Raw genomic sequence first — 15965 nt, forward strand, 5'->3', positions numbered from 1 at the left:
ACTTCGGCTTCCGCCAGATCCATTTCGAATTCGCCGACAACGCGCTTGCCATCAAATACAGCGACGGCGGCGCGGCCGATCCTCTCGTTGAACTGTTCGACATCATATCAGGTGAAACTGCCGAGGCTGCCTTGCGCCGCCTGTTCCTCGAAAAGACCGACAAGGCGGTCAGCGCCCGCTGCGTGCTGACGCCTTACACGCAGGGCACGGAGCCTGCAGGCGTCAAACGCTACTCATTCAGCCCTGACGCCTCCTATGCGGAAGAACTCAAAGCGCTTGCCAGTTCCGACGAGGTTCCCGAACCGCCCTGCGGCGACTGGGGTGAAATGCCTGACGGCATCCAGTATTTCGAGGTGCCGGCGGGTGAGGGGCACAGGCTTCTGTTTGTGCGCATCGGCCAGGACGAGCCATTGTTTGACGAGCAGACGCTTCGCGTTTTCCGGAGGGGGTGAGAAGCGCTTTCTCACCAGGTCAGACGGATTCGGTCATGGCACCGATCCGCCGGTAGACGAATGGTTCTTCTCTCGAAGGGGCTGTGGCAATGCGCTTGGCTTCGTCGATCAGCATTGCCATGCGAGCATGGATCGGCGATTTCGCGCAAGCCGGGTCCGTTGCAGCGGCATCGCCGGCGATCGCCATCGCCTGGCAGCGGCAGCCGCCCCAGTCGATCTCGCGCCGCTCACAGCCGCGACAGGGTTCCTGCATCCAGTCCGTGCCGCGAAAGGCATTGAACCCCGGTGAATCGGCCCAGATCGAGGACAGCCTGCGTGGTTCGAAACGCTCGAAGCTGAGCGACGGGATCGTCTGTGCGGCATGGCAGGGCAGTACGGTGCCGTCAGGCGTCACCATGAAGGCGTCCCGCGCCCAGCCGCCCATGCACGGCTTGGGATAGATCGCGAAATAGTCCGGCGTCACAAAATCGATGTTGATGATGCCGGCCAACCGCTCCTGTGCCTCCGCGACGATCTCCGCCTGCCTGTCGACCGCTTCCCGCTCGGGCATCAGTTGGTCGCGATTGGTCAACGCCCAGCCGGCATACTGCACATTGGCGATCTCGAGCCTCTCCGCGCCCAGCGAAAGGGCGAGATCGATGAATTCCGGCACTTCCTCGATGTTATGGCGATGGATCGGTGCGTTGATGGTAAGAGGCAGACCGGCAGTGCGCGCGCGGCGTGCCGTTTCCAGCTTCTTTTCGTGAGCGCCCTTGTGGTTGCCGATGCGATCGGTGGTCGCCGGCCGCGCGCCCTGAAAGCTCAGTTGCAGATGGTCGAGGCCGGCTTCGGCAAATGCCTCGATACGGCCCTCGACGATGCCAACGCCCGCGGTAATCAGATTGGTGTAGACACCGCGCCCCGCAAGCCCTGCGATAAATTGCTCGAGGTCGCGGCGCAGTGTCGGCTCGCCACCGGACAGATGCACCTGGAGCACTCCCAGATCGGCGGCCTCCGAGAACAGGGCGAGCCAGGTCTCAGTGTCGAGTTCGCGATTGGCCTTCAGCAGTTCCAGCGGATTGGAGCAATAAGGGCATTGCAGCGGGCAGCGATGCGTCAGTTCCGCCAGCATGCCGATTGGAGGGAGGAGGGGCGTGCTCATAGCCTCACCAGCAGCTTGTCCGACCATTCCTGCAGGAAGGCGATGACGTCGGTCGCCACGGCCTCCTGTTCGGCCTCATAATCCGCGGCAAGGCCGGCAATGATATCGCCGACCGTGGACCGTCCATCGCAGCGGCGCAATATGTCGAGACTGACATCGTTCGGCCAGAATATCTTTTCCGGTGAAAGCACGGCGAATGCCTGCCGCACGGAATCGTATTGTATGCGCACGTGTTTCGGCAGCGAAGGTACCGATCGCAACGACACCACGGCTCTTTCGCGCAGCGCCATCATTGGGCTGCCTCGGGCTGGAAGGCGCCGGGCGGTATGTTTCCCTGCTCGCCATAGGCGTGTTGAAGCGCGTCAAGCATGGCCCAGAGTATATCGCATTTGAACACCAGTGCATCGATTGCTTGCTGCTGGCGCTCCGCTGTATCGGCGTGGCTGAGCACGTAGGCGAGGGCGAAGTCGGCGTCACGTGAGGCCTGTTCGGGCCGTTGCCTGAAATAGGCCAGTGTATCCTCGGTGATGTAGTCGTATTTGGCCAGCATTGCCGGCACCCGCTCGCCGATGATGAGTGGCGAGAACATCTCGGTCAGCGAGGACGCGACCGCCTCGAACAACGTCCGGTTTGTACAAAAGGAAAGGTAAGCGCCCACCGCGAAGCGCGTCGCCGGCAGTGCCAGCCTTTCGCTCTTCACGGCCTCGGCGTCCAGGCCGAGCGAAGTTGCCAGATGCAGCCAGCGCGCGATACCGCCGCTCCAGCCGTCCTCGCCGTCATGATCCTCGATCCGCTTGCGCCACGCGGCGCGAAACGCTGGATCCTCGGCATGCACGAGTATCATGGCATCCTTTCGCGGGATGACCGCCTGATAGCAATAGCGGTTCAGCGCCCAGGCCTTCATCTCGGCCTTCGACAATGCGCCGCTGGTCATCCTGTGGTGAAAGGGATGGCGATTGTGATAGCGCTCGGCGCCAACCTGCCTCAATACGGCTTCGAGAGCGCTCGTGGAGAGTCCGCCTTTGGCTGCATCGCGGAAGTCGCTCAAAATTCCACCTCAAGACCGTCGCTTGCGATTTCCCAGCCTGCCGCCTTGACCGCCGCGTGCTCGGCGGAGTTCTCGTCAAGGATGGGGTTGGTGTTGTTGATGTGGACGAAGACACGACGGCCGACCTTCACATCGGCCAAGCCGGCGATCGAACCCGATTCTCCCGAGATCGCCAGATGCCCCATCCGCGCGCCGGTTTTCTGACCGACGCCGGCGACGATCATCTCGTCGTCGGTATAGACCGTGCCGTCGAACAGAAGACAGGCGGCATCGGCGAGACGCGCGCGCAAGGCCGCATCGATGCGTGCGCAGCCTGGGATATAGAAGACGGAGCCGCGGCTGCCGATGCCGGCAATTCGGACTCCGATCGTATCACCTGCGTCGGAGTTGAAATTGGCATCCGGATGGTCTCTATCCTCCAGATAGAGTGCTATCTTCCCGGGCACTGGAAAGGGCTCGATCATTACGCCGGTCTCGCGGCCTTCTGCGTCGCAAATGGCCAATTCTTTCGCCGGCGGCAGGATGCGCCGCGGCACAAGCGCTGGATCGAGAACACGGAAAATCGAATTCGCCTCCAGCGTCGCCAGAACCTGCGCCGTTGCATAGATGGCGAAAGGCTGCCGCTCGCGCAGGCTGAGCAGTCCAGCGATATGATCGACATCGGCGTTGGTCAGCACCACCGCGCGAATAGGGGTGGAGCGCAGCGGCGCATCGCCCGCAGGCTGCAGTTCAGGTGTTGCAGCGATTTGCTGGCGAATGTCGGGCGAGGCATTGAAAAGAACCCAGCCGAACCCGTCCGCGGAGGCGGCGATACTGGACTGGGTTCGTGAATGCACCCCGGCCATGCCGGTGCGAGCCGCACGACTCAGACGGTAGTTGCAGTTCCATTGCGGAAAGCCGCCGCCCGCCGCCGATCCGATGATCCTCAAATGCATGAAAATGCCCGCGCGCCGGCTTCTCTGACCTGCAGGCAATTTGCAGTCACAAAAAACGCTTCGCGCGCTTTGCGTGCGTCAAAATCTTTCACGAAAATCCCATGCGGCGAGGGGATGCGCGCCCCTGTCGCCAGGGACGCGCACCTCTGCGGCCTACTTCTTGGGAGTAATTTCAGCAGGCAGATACCGTGAAATTTCGAAGCCAGCGGCAACCTGACACATGGTCGGTTTTTTCCAGTTCTTCTTCATGACATTTCTCCTCTTATACCAGCCCGAAGGGACCGATCCTGTCGTTAGCCAACCATTGCAGGGCACCGACGCAATGGCTCGTCCATCAAGTCTCAAAATGGACAAATGAAACAATAGGTTTTGAAAGTTGAAAACAAACTATCGAGAATAATTGCAGTCCTTACTTCAATTGTTCGTTGTGTAGGGTTTTTTCTCCTCCAGTGGAAGGTTTGCATCTTCCCACCCATCAGCGCCGAGCGGATACCAGATTACCGAACTGTAGCCCCACTCGACCGCCCGTTTCGCCGCATTCCACGACATCCAGCAATTCGTCATGCAGTAGAACAGAATCGCGCGCGACTTGTCCGTCCCGGCCTTGGCCTCGAGGCCTTGGCGAAAATAGCTGGCGGTCTCCTGCGAAATAGCGCCGTATCCCACATTGGCCAGCCATATGCTGCCTGGGATGTCCTTTCTGACCTTGTCCCTCCATATGGTTCCTGCCGGCAAATTGGTCGGTTTGGGCGTGTCCGGCATCACGTCGAAGAAGATCGCCTTTTTCGCTCGCCACAGCGCTTCCGCTTCCACCGTCGTCACCACCCTCGCGCCTTGCAGCGTCCGCGGCACCGGCGCCCGATAGTCGTCCATCCGGAAACCGCTGGGTTCGGCGACATCGCCAGCCCATGTCGGCTCGGTCAGACCCAGAAGGCTCGCGGCGACCAGCAAGAAAATAGTCTCCCTTCCATTCATTGGGTAATCAGGTTGTCGTGTTCGTCGATCAGCGGCACGTTATAGCTCAGCAGGATCCTGGTGATCTCCGCCTGGTTTTCCCTGATCACCCGGTTGAGCGTCCGCTTCCATTCCTGGTCGGACGGACGTACGCCCATGGTAATGCGGTAAGACATGCGCGAGCCGGTTTTTTCCTTCACCAGTGGAACGATCGTCACATCGGCTCCGAGTTCCTTGGCATAGTAACCTGCCATCGGTCCCCACAGCACCGCCGCATCGATCTTGTGTGCCAGCATGTCCTTGATCATGACCTCCCCCATGGATGGGGTGACCCGCGTATCCACCGCAAGCGGATAGATCTTGGCGGTCCGCAGGAGCTTGTTGGCGGCCATGTTGGCGGTTGGCGGCGTGCTTTCAACGACGCCGATCGTCTTGCCCTTGAGTCTGGGATCCTCGATCGTTTCCACGCCTTCCATATCGTGGCTTTTCGGATGCACAAGCACATAGGCGGAGCGATAGTAGGCGTTGGTGTTCTGCACCAGCTCATCGCCCTGGGCATAGCCCATGATGATGTCGCATCGGTTGGCCCCCAACGTATTGCGCACGAAGCCGGTGATCGTGGGAAACCAGGTGTAGGAGACGGACTTGCGCCCGGTTTTCGCGGCAACCAGCTCTGCCAGCTTGTTTTCGAATCCTTCGCCGCTCTTGTCGGTGAAGGGCATATTCGAGGGATCGGCGCAGACGCGCAAGATGCCGGGATCGACCAGTTCTCCCGCCGCACCAAGGCCGGCGCTTTGCGCATGCGCATTCGACGGCAGCAAGGCGAGTGTGCCGAGGATCGGCAGAACGACGCGCAGCTTCAATGCATCGCGGCCAATCATGTCATCCACCCATGCAGGATGCTTCGGCATCCTTCGCCGCCTGGGCCTTGTCTTCGTGCTTGGGCGGCCGTCCGCGGGGCGCCGCGCCATCTGCGCGCGCGCGCAGGTAGATGTAGAGGTCGTCCATGTAGCAATAGACATTCTTGTTGTCGCCAAAGGCAGGCATGACGTTTTCCTTGCCGCCGCCGACATTCTTGCGGCCCTCGGCAACGATCGAGAGGAACGTGCCGTAATCCATGTTTTTCAGGCTGTTGACCAAAGCCGGCGCATAGCTCGAACCTGTTGCATCCTGTCCGTGGCAGACATGGCAATCGGAGTGATACCGGCGGTAGCCGCTGAACGTGTACCAATCGACGGTTCCGTTTTCGATCTTGTAGGTCGGATTTCCATCCGCATCCAAATACTTGCCGCCTTCTTCCTTCACCGCCTTGGCTTTTTCCATGCTGTCGTCGGCCTGGGCGACGCCTGAGCTTGCCAGAGGCAGCAGAGCCAGGACCAAAGCCGAAATTACAATGCGAACGGACATTCAAACTTCCTTCATTTGCCAATGGACACGGTTTTGCTGGCGCGACCGGCATTGATCGGTGTTTTGGGTGCGTAACCGAATCGAGAGCCCGGCCATGGCTTCCGGATGATCCGGGCTCTCGTTCTTCAAGCCTTTGGTCTCACAAGACCTGAGGCGTTCTCAAGGTTCCCAGCGCATCAATCCGGGAGACCGAAGACGGTGAGCTGACCGCCCAGCGTCGTGTAGTCGGCAAGTGCAGCGTAACCGCCGACGGCACCAAGACCAGCGGTGCCAACGACCGCGGCCTCGTCGCCTTGGGCGCGGCCCTGATCGACGGCGCCATGCCAGGCAGCGGCGTTGTCAGGCGAAAGCAGGCCGCCTGCCAGGCCAATACCTGCCCAGCCGCCAACACCCGACAGAACGGCGATGTACTGCTTGCCGCCCTGCTCGTAGGTCGTGATGTTGCCGATGATGCCGGACGGGGTCTTGAACTTGTAGAGTTCCTTGCCGTCCTTATCGACCGCCTTGATGTAGCCTTCGAGCGTGCCGTAGAAGACGACGTCGCCATTCGTGGCCAACGCGCCAGACCACACCGAGAACATCTCGGGCTTCGACCAGACGATCTCACCCTTGGCTGCATCCCAGGCAATGAAGTTGCCCATGCTGCCGTCGCCGCCAGGGGCCGGGTACATCGACACGGTGGCGCCAACATAGGGCTGACCGGCGGTGTAGCTTACCTTGTAAGGCTCATAGTCCATGCAGACATGGTTGGTCGGGACATAGAACAGCCCGGTCTTCGGCGAGTAGGCGGCCGGCTGCTGGTCTTTGGTTCCAAGCGCGGCCGGGCAGATGCCGGTCGAGTTGGTGTCTTCGCCGTTTTGCTGGGTCGAATATTTCGCCACGACCTGCGGGCGGCCATACTGATCGCTCTTTGGGTCCATGTTGACTTCGGTCGCCCAGTTCACAGCCGGATCGTATTTTTTGGCGACGAGAAGTTCGCCGCTGGCGCGATCCATGGTGTAGGCAAAGCCATTGCGATCGAAATGCACCAGCACGTCGTGCTTGGCGCCGTTGACGTCCATGCCATCGACGAGGATCATCTCGTTGATGCCGTCATAGTCCCATTCGTCATGCGGGGTCATCTGGTAGAGCCATTTGGCAACACCCGTGTCCGCATCGCGGGCCATGATCGTCATCGACCAGCGATTGTCGCCGGGGCGTTGTACGGGATTCCACGTCGAGGGATTGCCGGTGCCATAGTAGACCAGGTTCAGCTTGGGATCATAGGAATACCATCCCCATGTCGTGCCGCCGCCTGTCTTCCACTGCTCGCCTTCCCAGGTGTTCGTGCCGGAGTCCTTGCCCACCGGCTTGCCGAGATGCGTGGTCTTTTCGGGATCGATCAGGGTGTCTGCGTCCGGACCTTCCGAATAGGCTTTCCAGGCGAGTTTGCCATCTTTCAGATTGTAGGCGGCCAGCCAGCCGCGAACGCCGAATTCGGCGCCGGAGACGCCGATGAGCACCTTGTCCTTGACGACGACGGGGGCAGCCGTACCGGATTCGCCTTTGCCGCCATCGGTCTGGTCACCGTTCTTGACCGACCAGACGACCTTGCCGGTCTTCGCGTCGAGGGCGACGACCGTGGTGTCGGCCTGATTGAGAATGATCTTGCCGTCACCATAGGCAACACCGCGATTGACCGTATCGCAACACATGATCGGGATGACGTTGGGATCCTGCTTGGGTTCGTATTTCCAGAGGATCTTCCCGTCATTCTTGAGGTCGAGCGCAAAGACATTGTTCGGGAAAGGCGTGTGGACATACATCACATCGCCGATGATAAGCGGTCCACCCTCGTGGCCTCGTAGCACGCCGGTGGAAAAGGTCCACTTGACCTGCAGGTTCTTCACATTGTCCGCAGTAATCTGGTTGAGTTTGGAATAGCGGGTGTTGGCGTAGTCACCCGTCTGCATTGCCCAGTTCTTCGAATCCGAAGCCAGCTTTGCAAGGTCCTCGTTAGCCGACGCCGTATAGGCCGCGCCGAGCGACAGAAACGCCGCAGTGGTTAGAATATAGGTAGCTTTCGTAAGTACACGCATCCGAATTCCTCCCGAGGTTCATAGTGATGAATCAGCCCAAGCGATTCACGGGGGGGAAATATTTCCGGCAGCGTGTCACGACCTAAGCCAGATGTGCAGAGGGCACCGTTACTGCCCACCTCACCTTGGCCTACGAAAGACTGTCGCCGCTCCCTAATGACGGTGACGCCCTTGAAGCCGGAAACAGGGTGAGGCTATGTCATCGCAAAACGCTAGGCAAGCAAAAAAGCCTGGGTGTCTTTTTGCACCGCAATATCCTAAATGATGCGGTGCAATATAAGGAAATAATTAGGAGGGTATTTGTTAGATAAAGTATTTCTACTAGCTAAGTAACGGTTGGCCGCATAAAATTTGATTATTTTTTGAGTTTTACATTTCACCTAAGCAAGGATTTTATTTAGCGGTATTCACTTCGATGTCTCGGCCTAGCCATCTACGTGCTGCATGGGGAATCGATAGTGGGCCAAGCATGAGATGATCGTTGGAGTTGGGGTGTGGAGCGGGCCATCAGGCCGCCATGCGGAACCACGGTCGACGAGTACCGCATTCCTCCTTTGGTCGTATACGGAAGCCATGGGCGCTTGACTGACTCTGCGGCTCGTTGCCAACTGCCACGGTGATCCCGACTTGGCACATCGCGCCCAGGCTAACCGGAGGTTTTCCCATGATCAGATATGTTGGATTTTCGACCTTGCCGCTGCTCCTGGCCGCGCCGTTGGCCTTCGCAAACCCGGCGGGCGCCGCGGGAGATTACCCGACAGCAACGATTGCCGATTACGTGCTCGGCTGCATGCAGACGAACGGCCAGACACGTAAGGCGCTGGAAAGCTGTTCCTGCTCGATCGACGTCATCGCCTCGATCCTTCCGTACGACCACTATGAGAGGGCCGAGACTTTCAAGAGTATGTCTTTGACCACAGGCGAAAACGCTGGGCTGTTTCGCGAAAGCGCACCGGCGAAGGCCGCCCGTACCGAATTGAAGCGCGCGCAGTCGGAAGCCGACGTGCGCTGCTTTTAGAGCCTGCTCCCTCCGCAAGCCGGATAGAGTTCCATCCTTTGCCTGGACATGATCCTCCCGAAATGAGCTTCACTTCGGGGATCGAGCTGGCAAGCACCCGGCATTACGGCGCAAGAGGGATACTTTAGAGACCTGCTGTCTCCAGGGGCCACTGATTGCGGAATGTTTTGCCATCCGTGTCGGTCGCTTCCACCTGGATTTCGCCGTTGCCATGCACGGTGAAATCGAACCGGAAATTGGGGTCTTCCGAAATCGATATTCCACCTTCCATGGAGAGGATCGGCCGGCCGGCTTGCGAGATCGACAGTTTCTGAACAAAATGCGCCGGTATGAAATACTGGGTCAGCGGATCGCGCTGCAGGCCTGAATTGTTAGGGTGCCGGATCATCAACTGCAGTTCCTCAGTCTTGGTCATCGTCTCTTTGGGCGGGAACTGGCGCAGCTTCATCTGACCCATCGTCGCGTTGGCCTCGTCCTGGTTCTTGACCGCAGGGGCGGAGCATCCGCCTGATGCCTTGACGAAGGTCTGCATCATATGGAGCTGGCCGCTCTGCGTCTCAGCGATGGCACGCAGATAGGAATAGTCGTTGACGCGCACGCGCGTCGACAGATGCGTCACGCCGGCATCCTTGCCGAGCTGGAACGTTGCCGCCACCGGTGCAGGGTTGGCATCGATGATCAAGGTAACGGATTTGATGCCGTCCGGCGCCTTGGCTGGATCGAGATAGATGTCCACGGGCACGATGGCGGCATCCTGCGCCCGCTTCGGCGCTTCGATCCTGACGACGCCGGTATCGACCAGAATTGCCCGATCGCCGAACACGTCGCCCTTCAAGTCATGCCAGATTCTGTCCGAGGACGCGGTTGTTTGCTGTGCGCTGGCGGTTCCGGAGGAACCGAGCAGCGTGCCGATGGCCAAGACGATCGCGACAAAAACGGATGCGAGCGGCAAAGCGAGCTGCCGGCTCGAGTAAGGGTGATTTTGCATTTCGATGCCTCCACCAATGCAGAGAGGTGGTGCCCAGGCTGGCGTTGAGGATAAGCCTTTGGCGACGCCTTGGCAAATCGCCGTGCCTTACAGCTGCTGGACGCATGTCGGCATCGTCTATTCCCACTCGAGTTCGGCAAATGCGGCCGTTGCGTTGCGCTGGTTGTAGTCGTCGAACAGGTGCCAATTATCCCGTTCGGTTTCGCCAGCGGTTTTGACTGCTTCGCGCAGCGGCGTTCCGTCGGCGATCGCCTTTCTGATATCGCGCGCCAGAATCTCGAAATAGCGTCGCTCCCCCGCCAGCGCCTGTGGCCAGTCGGCCGTTACAGGACCATGACCTGGAACGACGCGCGCGGCGTCGATCGCGGTGAGCGCATCCATCTGGCGGAGCCATCCAAGCAGTGATCCGTCGAGCGTCGGCAAGGAGCCCATGAACACGAGATCGCCGGCAAAGAGCGTTCTGGTCGCGGTATCGAATACGGTCAGGTCGTTGTCGGTGTGCGCCGCCTTCCATGCCCGCAGTTCGATCATGCGCCCGCCGAGGTCGAGTTGCAGGCGATCGTCGACCAGCATGGTCGGCGGCACGATCTCGATCCCCTCCATCAACGCCTCGCCAAGCTGTTCGCGATAGTTGTGCAGATAGAACGCTCCACGCGCTTCGAGAGCACGCGGCAGATTGCGGTGACCGACGATGGTCGCGCCGATCTTCCGGAATGCCGCATTGCCGAAGATGTGGTCGGGATGCATGTGGGTGTTGACCAGGAAGCGAACCGGCTTTGCTGTCAGCTTTCCGATCGCGGCGAGAAAGGCCTGCGCCTCGATCAGGCTGCCACCGCTGTCGATGACGGCAACCGCATCGGTGCCGATGACGGCGCCCAGATTGCAGATCGCACCGTTGTTGGCGGCGGTCATCAATTCATCCGCGCCCTGGAAGGCGAAGACGCCGTCGGCGATTTGCCTGGTCGAGAACCGCAAGCTGGCGCCTGCGGCCAGAACGGCTCGTCCGAGGCAGCATGGCAGCAAGGCGGCGCTGGCAGCGGTGCAGGTGAAGCCACTCACAAGCCTGCGTCTTAGCCGATCAACCGACATGAGGGCCTCCGATATGCATTTCGCCTGCAGGCGATCAGGTGACGTCCGGAAATCTATGATGGAACGACCGCAGGAGGTCGCTCATCACCTGCGAATTGCGATGTTGCCGTGGCAGCCGTACGTCGAACACGCCGAGCACATGGGTTGGCCGTGGCGCGAGCACGATGATGCGGTCCGACAGCATCAGTGCCTCGCGTAGATTGTGCGTCACCATCAAGGCGGTCGTCGGCCGTGCCGACCACACGGTCAAAAGCAGATGCCGAAGCCGCTCGGCGGTCTGTTCGTCGAGCGAGACAAAAGGTTCGTCCAGGAAAAGCACCGCCGGCTCGGTGGCGAAAGCCCTGGCAAGTGCTGCCCTGCGCGCAAGGCCGAGCGACAGTTCGGCAGGATAGAGCGAGCGCATGCCGGCGAGGCCGAGCGTGTCGAACAGCCCGTCCAGATTTTTCGCTCTCAAGCTTTTCGGCAACGCCAGCCTGACATTCTGTTCCACCGTTCGCCACGGCAGCAGGGTCGGTTCCTGGAATACGGCGGCGATGCGGTTCGAACCTCCTTGCGGCAACTGAAAGGAGCCGGAAAAGTCTTTGTCCAAGCCAAGCAGGATACGCAGCGTGGTGGTTTTGCCGCAGCCCGACGGTCCCAGCAAGCAGGCGAATTCGCCTTGCCGGACCTCGAAGGAAAGGTCCTGAAGCGCCGTGATCGAGACGCCTCGCGTGGACCTGAAGGTCTTTTCGGCGATGTCGACCTTAAGCGGGACGACGGCGCCAACGGGTTGCATGTCGTTCAACGGGCTGCACCAGGAGGAGTTCAATGACAAGCAGCACCGCCACGAAAGCCAGCGTGTAGGCAAGGATGGCGGCGACATCGAAGAGCTGGAAATAGAGATGGATCTGGAAGCCGACACCGTTCGAGCGGCCGAGCAGTTCGACGACCAGGACGATCTTCCAGATGAGGGCAATGCCGGATCGCGATGCGGCGGCAAGATAGGGCTGCAATTGCGGCAGCAGGATATGGCGGATGCGTTCAAGGCGGCCGAAGCGATAGACGGTGGCCATTTCGGCGTAACTTGGATCAAGCGCCCTGGCGCCTTCGCGCATCGTCACCACGACATTCGGGATCTTGTTCACCGCCACCGCGCCGATCGCCGCCGCCTCGTTGAGGCCGAACCAGATGTAGCCGAGGACGATGACCACCAGCGCCGGGATGTTGAGGAACAGGATCACCCACGGGTTGAAAAAACGGTCGACGCGACGATGGCTGCCGAGCAAAACGCCGATGACGGATCCGACGATCATGGCGACGATATATGCCGCGGCGACCCGGCCGAGAGTCACGCCGAGATGGTAAAAGAGGTCGCCGCTCGCAGCCTCCCTGAGAAGCACCTGCCAGACCTGCCCAGGTCCTGGAAAGGCACGGCTTGGCCAGACGCTTGCCGCAAGGTTCCACAGCAGGCAAAGCCCGAGCAGGGAGATCGCTACGGTCAGCGCGGGCACGAGTGCCGTCGCCAGACTGCGTCGGCCGGATATGCTCGGCGGGGCATCACGCGTGCCGTCGGTTCCCAATGCGGTCATTTCCGGGGATCCTGCCAGAACGTGCCGGGCGCCATTTCCGGCGCGCTGCCGACAAGCTTCGCGCCGCCGACCGCCGCCAGCACATGGTATAGCCTGCCGGCGTCGGCCGCTTCCTCGGCGACCGACCGTCTGGGAATGCCCTGGCGGTAGCGATCGCGCAGTTTTTCCAGTTCCTTGCCTTCAGCGCGAATGATCGGCGCCAGGCGCAGCCATTCGTCATCGGATCTGGCCAGCAAGTCCTTGGCTTGCGCGGACGCCCTCACGAAACCCCTGACTGCATCCGGGTTCTCGTTTGCCCATTGGTCATGGAAGACGTAACCGAGGGCCGAAACGGGTCCCAGAGCCCCGAGCGACTTTGCCGCGTCGTTCACGCCGATCAGTCGACGGAAGCCATTGGCCTCGAGACGGGCGCAAAAATGCCAGAAATTCAGCACCGCATCGAGTTCGCCCTGTATTGCCTTTTCCGAAATCAGCGGCGGCGCGCCAAAGACGATGTCGCTGGTTGCCGACAGGTCGACGTCGAGATCGCGTCTGGTCAGCGCTTGGATAAGCAGCCAACTCTTGTCGAGCGGGCCGCCGGCGACGCCGATTTTCTTGTCCTTGAGATCGGCGATCGTCCGGATCGGCGAGTCCTCCTTCACCATGATCGCCCCCACGGCGGTCGAATAGGGGGTCAATGTGACGTCACCGCCTTCGGAGCGCTGGCGCGAGACCCATAGCCAGTCGGAGACGATCATGTCGATCGCGCCAGCCAGCATCGCGACGTTGGTTGCATCCTCGCCGGCGAAGTCGATGATCTCCAGATCGATCCCGTTGGCGGCATCGAATTTGTGCCGCCTTAGCGTATCGAGTTCCCAACTCACGGTTCCAAACTTCAGCACACCGAGGCGAATCCTGGCTGCCGCAACGACCGGCCTGGTAGCAAGAACAGCGGCTGTCCCGAGAACCGCTAGACGCAGCGTCATGCGCCGTGAAACCATCATGACACCTCCTCCCCAGGGTTCCGCGCAGCCAAATCAGATGGCTCGTTCCTTGCTCGGAAATGCGCATTTCCAGCGCATGACCTTGAGGTTCGGGTGTTCTTGAGACCATTTCGCGATTTCGCTGGGGGCAAGGATCATGCATTGGAACAGAGTGCCGCGGCTCTCGAAATAGAGATGTTCGTCTCGGCAATTGCTCGGATTGGCGCTGAGGCAAACCGTCAATATGAGATCGACCATGTCCATTCAGCACCTCTTGCGCGTTCCCAAACGCCCATATCGGCGAGCCCAGCCCAACCAGGAGCGAGGACAAAATCACCGCTTGCCGGATTTCCCGAGGTGCCAATGGAGAAACCGGAATGAGGTCAAGCTACGCGCTCGCCGGATAGCCGTCAACAAAGACGAATGGACAGGTCTCTTGAGCACCCAGGCCTCTAAACCTTTGTACGATTGACTTTCACAACATGCCAATTAGCTTCTGAGCCACGCGGCGCGGCTCCACGGGAGAAGCGGATATTCCACTCCACCGCGTAAGGCGCATGCAGACGGATCAAAGGATCGGCATGCGCAAATCGTCCAGGGCACCCAGACGATCAATGAGGAAATACCATGCGCGCAATCGCATTTTTCGCAGTCATGTCCGTTGTGCCCTTCATCGCGAGCCAATCCCAGGCCCAGGATGCGGCGGCTGGTGAGAAGGTCTTCGCCAAATGCAAGGTCTGCCATGCCGCCGACCAGGACAAGAACAAGGTCGGCCCGTCGTTGAACGGCGTCATAGGCCGAACGGCTGGGACACACCCGGGGTTCAGCTATTCTCAGGCGATGGTCGCGGCTGGCAAATCCGGCGTCAAATGGGATGAGCCCTCGCTGAAGACCTATCTTCACGATCCCAAGGCCATGATCAAAGGAACGAAGATGGCGTTTGTCGGCCTCAAGCAGGACGAAGACATCGCCAATGTCATTGCCTATCTGAAGCAATTCTCGAAATAGAGCGCAGCCGGCCGTTCGAATTTGCGTTCGGCCGGCGGACGCCTTGATCACGCATCGGCTTGCAGCCTCTGCATGGCCGAAGGCAGATCGAAAAGGCTGTCGCAAACGAGGTCGGCGCCAAGCTCTTCCACCGGAATGTGGCTGTAGCCGCCGCGCAACAGAATGACGGGCATGCCGGCGGCGCGTGCGGCGCCCAGGTCGGCGCCACTGTCTCCGACCAGCAGCGCGTCGCCGGCGTCGACCCCAAGCTGTGCCAACGCCAGCAGCAGGGCGTCGGGCGCCGGTTTCAGGTATGTCACCGCGTCTCCGCCAACGATTGCGCCGAAATATTCCGTCAATCCGAAATGAAGCAGGATTTCGCGGGTCGCCAACTGCGGTTTGTTGGTTGCCACCCCCATGCTTACTCCGCCCAAATGAAAGTGGGTGAGAGCCTCCCTGACTCCAGGCATCAGCCTTGTCAGGCCGGTCAGATGCCGGCGGTAGATAGGCGCCATGACGCGGTTGGCCTCATCGAGAGCGTTGCCGAGCAGTGGCGCTCCCGACGCCGCGAAGGCTCGCTCGATCAATTTCCTGACGCCGCCGCCGATCATGGCCGTGACCTGATCCAGGCGCAGCGGCGGCAGACCGCGACTGGCCAGCAGTTCGTTGACGGCGGCCGCTATGTCCGGTGCCGAGTCGACCAGCGTGCCGTCGAGATCGAACAGGATCGCCTTCGGCGATCGAAGCGGCCTACCTGCGCCGACGTTCATACGGCATCCTTCCACTTGATCGAGCAGCCGATCGAGGCGATCTGGTCCAGCGGCCCGTCGCCGGTTCGGGCAACCTGCTTCATCGCCTCGAACAGGTCGCGTCTCAGCCCGGGCGCTCCGGCTTCTCGTCGCGAGGCGTCCAGCCGACCGCGATATTGCAGTCCCAACTCGCTGTTGAACCCGAAGAAATCGGGAGTGCACACGGCTGCGTAATCGCGCGCCACAGTTTGGCGGTGGTCGTGTAGGTAAGGGAAGCTGAAGCCGTTCGTCGTGGCGAAGAGCTTCATTTGGTCGAAGGAATCCTCCGGGTAGGTGTCGGCATCGTTTGAGTTGATCGCGACAAAGCCGATACCTTCGGCCTTGAGATCGTTGGCATCGCGCACGATACGTGAAATCACCGCCTTCACATAAGGGCAGTGATTGCAGATGAAGGCCACGACCAGGCCGTTCGGGCCGGCCTGGCTGAAGATCGAATGCGACCTGCCGTCGACGCCAGGCAAAACGGCATCGATGGCGCGCCAGCCGAAATCGCAGACAGGGGGGACGGCCGCCATGCTTGCCTCCGATG

The 15965-nt window shown here is 60.4% G+C and carries 19 protein-coding genes; 3 read left to right on the top strand and 16 right to left on the bottom strand.

The window, feature by feature from the left end; all coding sequences use genetic code 11:
* On the top strand, nt 1–452 hold a 452-nt coding region (locus tag EOB49_RS00005), incomplete at its 5' end, for a hypothetical protein (RefSeq protein WP_127379774.1).
* A 19-nt stretch (nt 453–471) separates the two neighbouring features.
* Here the strand turns inward: EOB49_RS00005 and pqqE are convergent.
* The 8 genes from pqqE to EOB49_RS00050 all read right to left on the bottom strand — a co-directional run bounded on the left by pqqE (nt 472) and on the right by EOB49_RS00050 (nt 8015).
* A complete protein-coding gene (pqqE, locus tag EOB49_RS00010; protein ID WP_127379775.1) occupies nt 472–1593 on the bottom strand; it encodes a pyrroloquinoline quinone biosynthesis protein PqqE in 1122 nt (373 codons plus the stop codon).
* Nucleotides 1590–1886 (bottom strand): pyrroloquinoline quinone biosynthesis peptide chaperone PqqD, encoded by a 297-nt coding sequence (gene pqqD / locus EOB49_RS00015; protein ID WP_127327547.1) that lies wholly within the window; start codon nt 1884–1886, stop codon nt 1590–1592. The genes pqqE and pqqD overlap by 4 nt, the downstream gene beginning before the upstream one ends.
* Nucleotides 1883–2641, bottom strand: a complete 759-nt coding sequence (gene pqqC, locus EOB49_RS00020) for a pyrroloquinoline-quinone synthase PqqC (RefSeq protein ID WP_127379776.1) — start codon at nt 2639–2641, stop codon at nt 1883–1885. Before pqqC ends, pqqD begins: the two co-directional genes overlap by 4 nt.
* Nucleotides 2638–3576, bottom strand: a complete 939-nt coding sequence (gene pqqB / locus EOB49_RS00025) for a pyrroloquinoline quinone biosynthesis protein PqqB (protein WP_127379777.1) — start codon at nt 3574–3576, stop codon at nt 2638–2640. The genes pqqC and pqqB overlap by 4 nt, the downstream gene beginning before the upstream one ends.
* 414 nt (nt 3577–3990) lie before the next feature.
* Nucleotides 3991–4551, bottom strand: a complete 561-nt coding sequence (locus EOB49_RS00035) for a PQQ-dependent catabolism-associated CXXCW motif protein (RefSeq protein WP_127267403.1) — start codon at nt 4549–4551, stop codon at nt 3991–3993.
* On the bottom strand, nt 4548–5441 hold the full coding sequence (locus EOB49_RS00040) for a substrate-binding domain-containing protein (protein WP_127379778.1): 894 nt from the start codon (nt 5439–5441) through the stop codon (nt 4548–4550). Before EOB49_RS00040 ends, EOB49_RS00035 begins: the two co-directional genes overlap by 4 nt.
* Nucleotides 5413–5937 (bottom strand): c-type cytochrome, methanol metabolism-related, encoded by a 525-nt coding sequence (locus EOB49_RS00045; RefSeq protein ID WP_127327544.1) that lies wholly within the window; start codon nt 5935–5937, stop codon nt 5413–5415. Before EOB49_RS00045 ends, EOB49_RS00040 begins: the two co-directional genes overlap by 29 nt.
* Nucleotides 5938–6113: 176 nt before the next feature.
* Nucleotides 6114–8015 carry a methanol/ethanol family PQQ-dependent dehydrogenase gene (locus tag EOB49_RS00050; RefSeq protein WP_127379779.1) on the bottom strand — a complete coding sequence of 634 codons (1902 nt, stop codon included), beginning with the start codon at nt 8013–8015 and terminating at the stop codon, nt 6114–6116.
* 664 nt (nt 8016–8679) lie between these two features.
* On the opposite strand from EOB49_RS00050, the gene EOB49_RS00055 reads away from it, so the two are divergent.
* Nucleotides 8680–9033: a hypothetical protein gene (locus EOB49_RS00055; protein WP_127269861.1), complete on the top strand. Its 354-nt coding sequence runs from the start codon at nt 8680–8682 to the stop codon at nt 9031–9033.
* 124 nt (nt 9034–9157) lie between these two features.
* Here the strand turns inward: EOB49_RS00055 and EOB49_RS00060 are convergent, their stop codons facing one another.
* The 6 genes from EOB49_RS00060 to EOB49_RS00085 form a co-directional block, all read right to left on the bottom strand.
* Nucleotides 9158–10021, bottom strand: coding sequence for a quinoprotein dehydrogenase-associated SoxYZ-like carrier (locus EOB49_RS00060; protein ID WP_127379780.1), 864 nt, complete (start codon nt 10019–10021; stop codon nt 9158–9160).
* Nucleotides 10022–10138: 117 nt separating this feature from the next.
* Entirely contained in the window at nt 10139–11110 is a 972-nt protein-coding gene (locus EOB49_RS00065; protein WP_127379781.1) for a quinoprotein relay system zinc metallohydrolase 2, read from the bottom strand.
* Nucleotides 11111–11144: 34 nt separating this feature from the next.
* On the bottom strand, nt 11145–11885 hold the full coding sequence (locus tag EOB49_RS00070) for an ATP-binding cassette domain-containing protein (RefSeq protein ID WP_127269606.1): 741 nt from the start codon (nt 11883–11885) through the stop codon (nt 11145–11147).
* Nucleotides 11854–12678, bottom strand: a complete 825-nt coding sequence (locus EOB49_RS00075) for an ABC transporter permease (protein ID WP_127379782.1) — start codon at nt 12676–12678, stop codon at nt 11854–11856. The genes EOB49_RS00070 and EOB49_RS00075 overlap by 32 nt, the downstream gene beginning before the upstream one ends.
* Nucleotides 12675–13661, bottom strand: coding sequence for an ABC transporter substrate-binding protein (locus EOB49_RS00080; protein ID WP_127327540.1), 987 nt, complete (start codon nt 13659–13661; stop codon nt 12675–12677). The genes EOB49_RS00075 and EOB49_RS00080 overlap by 4 nt, the downstream gene beginning before the upstream one ends.
* Before the next feature lie 33 nt (nt 13662–13694).
* Entirely contained in the window at nt 13695–13904 is a 210-nt protein-coding gene (locus EOB49_RS00085) for a hypothetical protein (protein WP_127269602.1), read from the bottom strand.
* A gap of 363 nt (nt 13905–14267) precedes the next feature.
* On the opposite strand from EOB49_RS00085, the gene EOB49_RS00090 reads away from it, so the two are divergent.
* Nucleotides 14268–14648, top strand: a complete 381-nt coding sequence (locus EOB49_RS00090; RefSeq protein ID WP_127321093.1) for a cytochrome c family protein — start codon at nt 14268–14270, stop codon at nt 14646–14648.
* A gap of 47 nt (nt 14649–14695) precedes the next feature.
* Here EOB49_RS00090 and gph read toward each other — a convergent pair whose 3' ends face one another.
* On the bottom strand, nt 14696–15397 hold the full coding sequence (gene gph / locus EOB49_RS00095) for a phosphoglycolate phosphatase (RefSeq protein ID WP_127379783.1): 702 nt from the start codon (nt 15395–15397) through the stop codon (nt 14696–14698).
* Entirely contained in the window at nt 15394–15951 is a 558-nt protein-coding gene (locus EOB49_RS00100) for a thioredoxin family protein (protein ID WP_127379784.1), read from the bottom strand. Before EOB49_RS00100 ends, gph begins: the two co-directional genes overlap by 4 nt.
* Nucleotides 15952–15965: the final 14 nt, after the last annotated feature.

This window comes from Mesorhizobium sp. M7A.F.Ca.MR.148.00.0.0 (assembly GCF_003997735.1).
Taxonomy (GTDB): Bacteria; Pseudomonadota; Alphaproteobacteria; order Rhizobiales; family Rhizobiaceae; genus Mesorhizobium.

Excerpts from the sequence above, each read along its gene's own strand:
- EOB49_RS00100 (WP_127379784.1), bottom strand. The coding sequence starts at position 15,951 with ATGGCGGCCGTCCCCCCTGTCTGCGATTTCGGCTGGCGCGCCATCGAT.
- EOB49_RS00075 (WP_127379782.1), bottom strand. The coding sequence starts at position 12,678 with ATGACCGCATTGGGAACCGACGGCACGCGTGATGCCCCGCCGAGCATA.
- EOB49_RS00070 (WP_127269606.1), bottom strand. The coding sequence starts at position 11,885 with ATGCAACCCGTTGGCGCCGTCGTCCCGCTTAAGGTCGACATCGCCGAA.
- pqqD (WP_127327547.1), bottom strand. The coding sequence starts at position 1,886 with ATGATGGCGCTGCGCGAAAGAGCCGTGGTGTCGTTGCGATCGGTACCT.
- pqqE (WP_127379775.1), bottom strand. The coding sequence starts at position 1,593 with ATGAGCACGCCCCTCCTCCCTCCAATCGGCATGCTGGCGGAACTGACG.
- EOB49_RS00080 (WP_127327540.1), bottom strand. The coding sequence starts at position 13,661 with ATGATGGTTTCACGGCGCATGACGCTGCGTCTAGCGGTTCTCGGGACA.
- EOB49_RS00065 (WP_127379781.1), bottom strand. The coding sequence starts at position 11,110 with ATGTCGGTTGATCGGCTAAGACGCAGGCTTGTGAGTGGCTTCACCTGC.
- EOB49_RS00060 (WP_127379780.1), bottom strand. The coding sequence starts at position 10,021 with ATGCAAAATCACCCTTACTCGAGCCGGCAGCTCGCTTTGCCGCTCGCA.
- pqqB (WP_127379777.1), bottom strand. The coding sequence starts at position 3,576 with ATGCATTTGAGGATCATCGGATCGGCGGCGGGCGGCGGCTTTCCGCAA.
- EOB49_RS00085 (WP_127269602.1), bottom strand. The coding sequence starts at position 13,904 with ATGGACATGGTCGATCTCATATTGACGGTTTGCCTCAGCGCCAATCCG.
- EOB49_RS00090 (WP_127321093.1), top strand. The coding sequence starts at position 14,268 with ATGCGCGCAATCGCATTTTTCGCAGTCATGTCCGTTGTGCCCTTCATC.
- EOB49_RS00055 (WP_127269861.1), top strand. The coding sequence starts at position 8,680 with ATGATCAGATATGTTGGATTTTCGACCTTGCCGCTGCTCCTGGCCGCG.
- EOB49_RS00045 (WP_127327544.1), bottom strand. The coding sequence starts at position 5,937 with ATGTCCGTTCGCATTGTAATTTCGGCTTTGGTCCTGGCTCTGCTGCCT.
- EOB49_RS00050 (WP_127379779.1), bottom strand. The coding sequence starts at position 8,015 with ATGCGTGTACTTACGAAAGCTACCTATATTCTAACCACTGCGGCGTTT.
- EOB49_RS00035 (WP_127267403.1), bottom strand. The coding sequence starts at position 4,551 with ATGAATGGAAGGGAGACTATTTTCTTGCTGGTCGCCGCGAGCCTTCTG.
- EOB49_RS00040 (WP_127379778.1), bottom strand. The coding sequence starts at position 5,441 with ATGCCGAAGCATCCTGCATGGGTGGATGACATGATTGGCCGCGATGCA.
- gph (WP_127379783.1), bottom strand. The coding sequence starts at position 15,397 with ATGAACGTCGGCGCAGGTAGGCCGCTTCGATCGCCGAAGGCGATCCTG.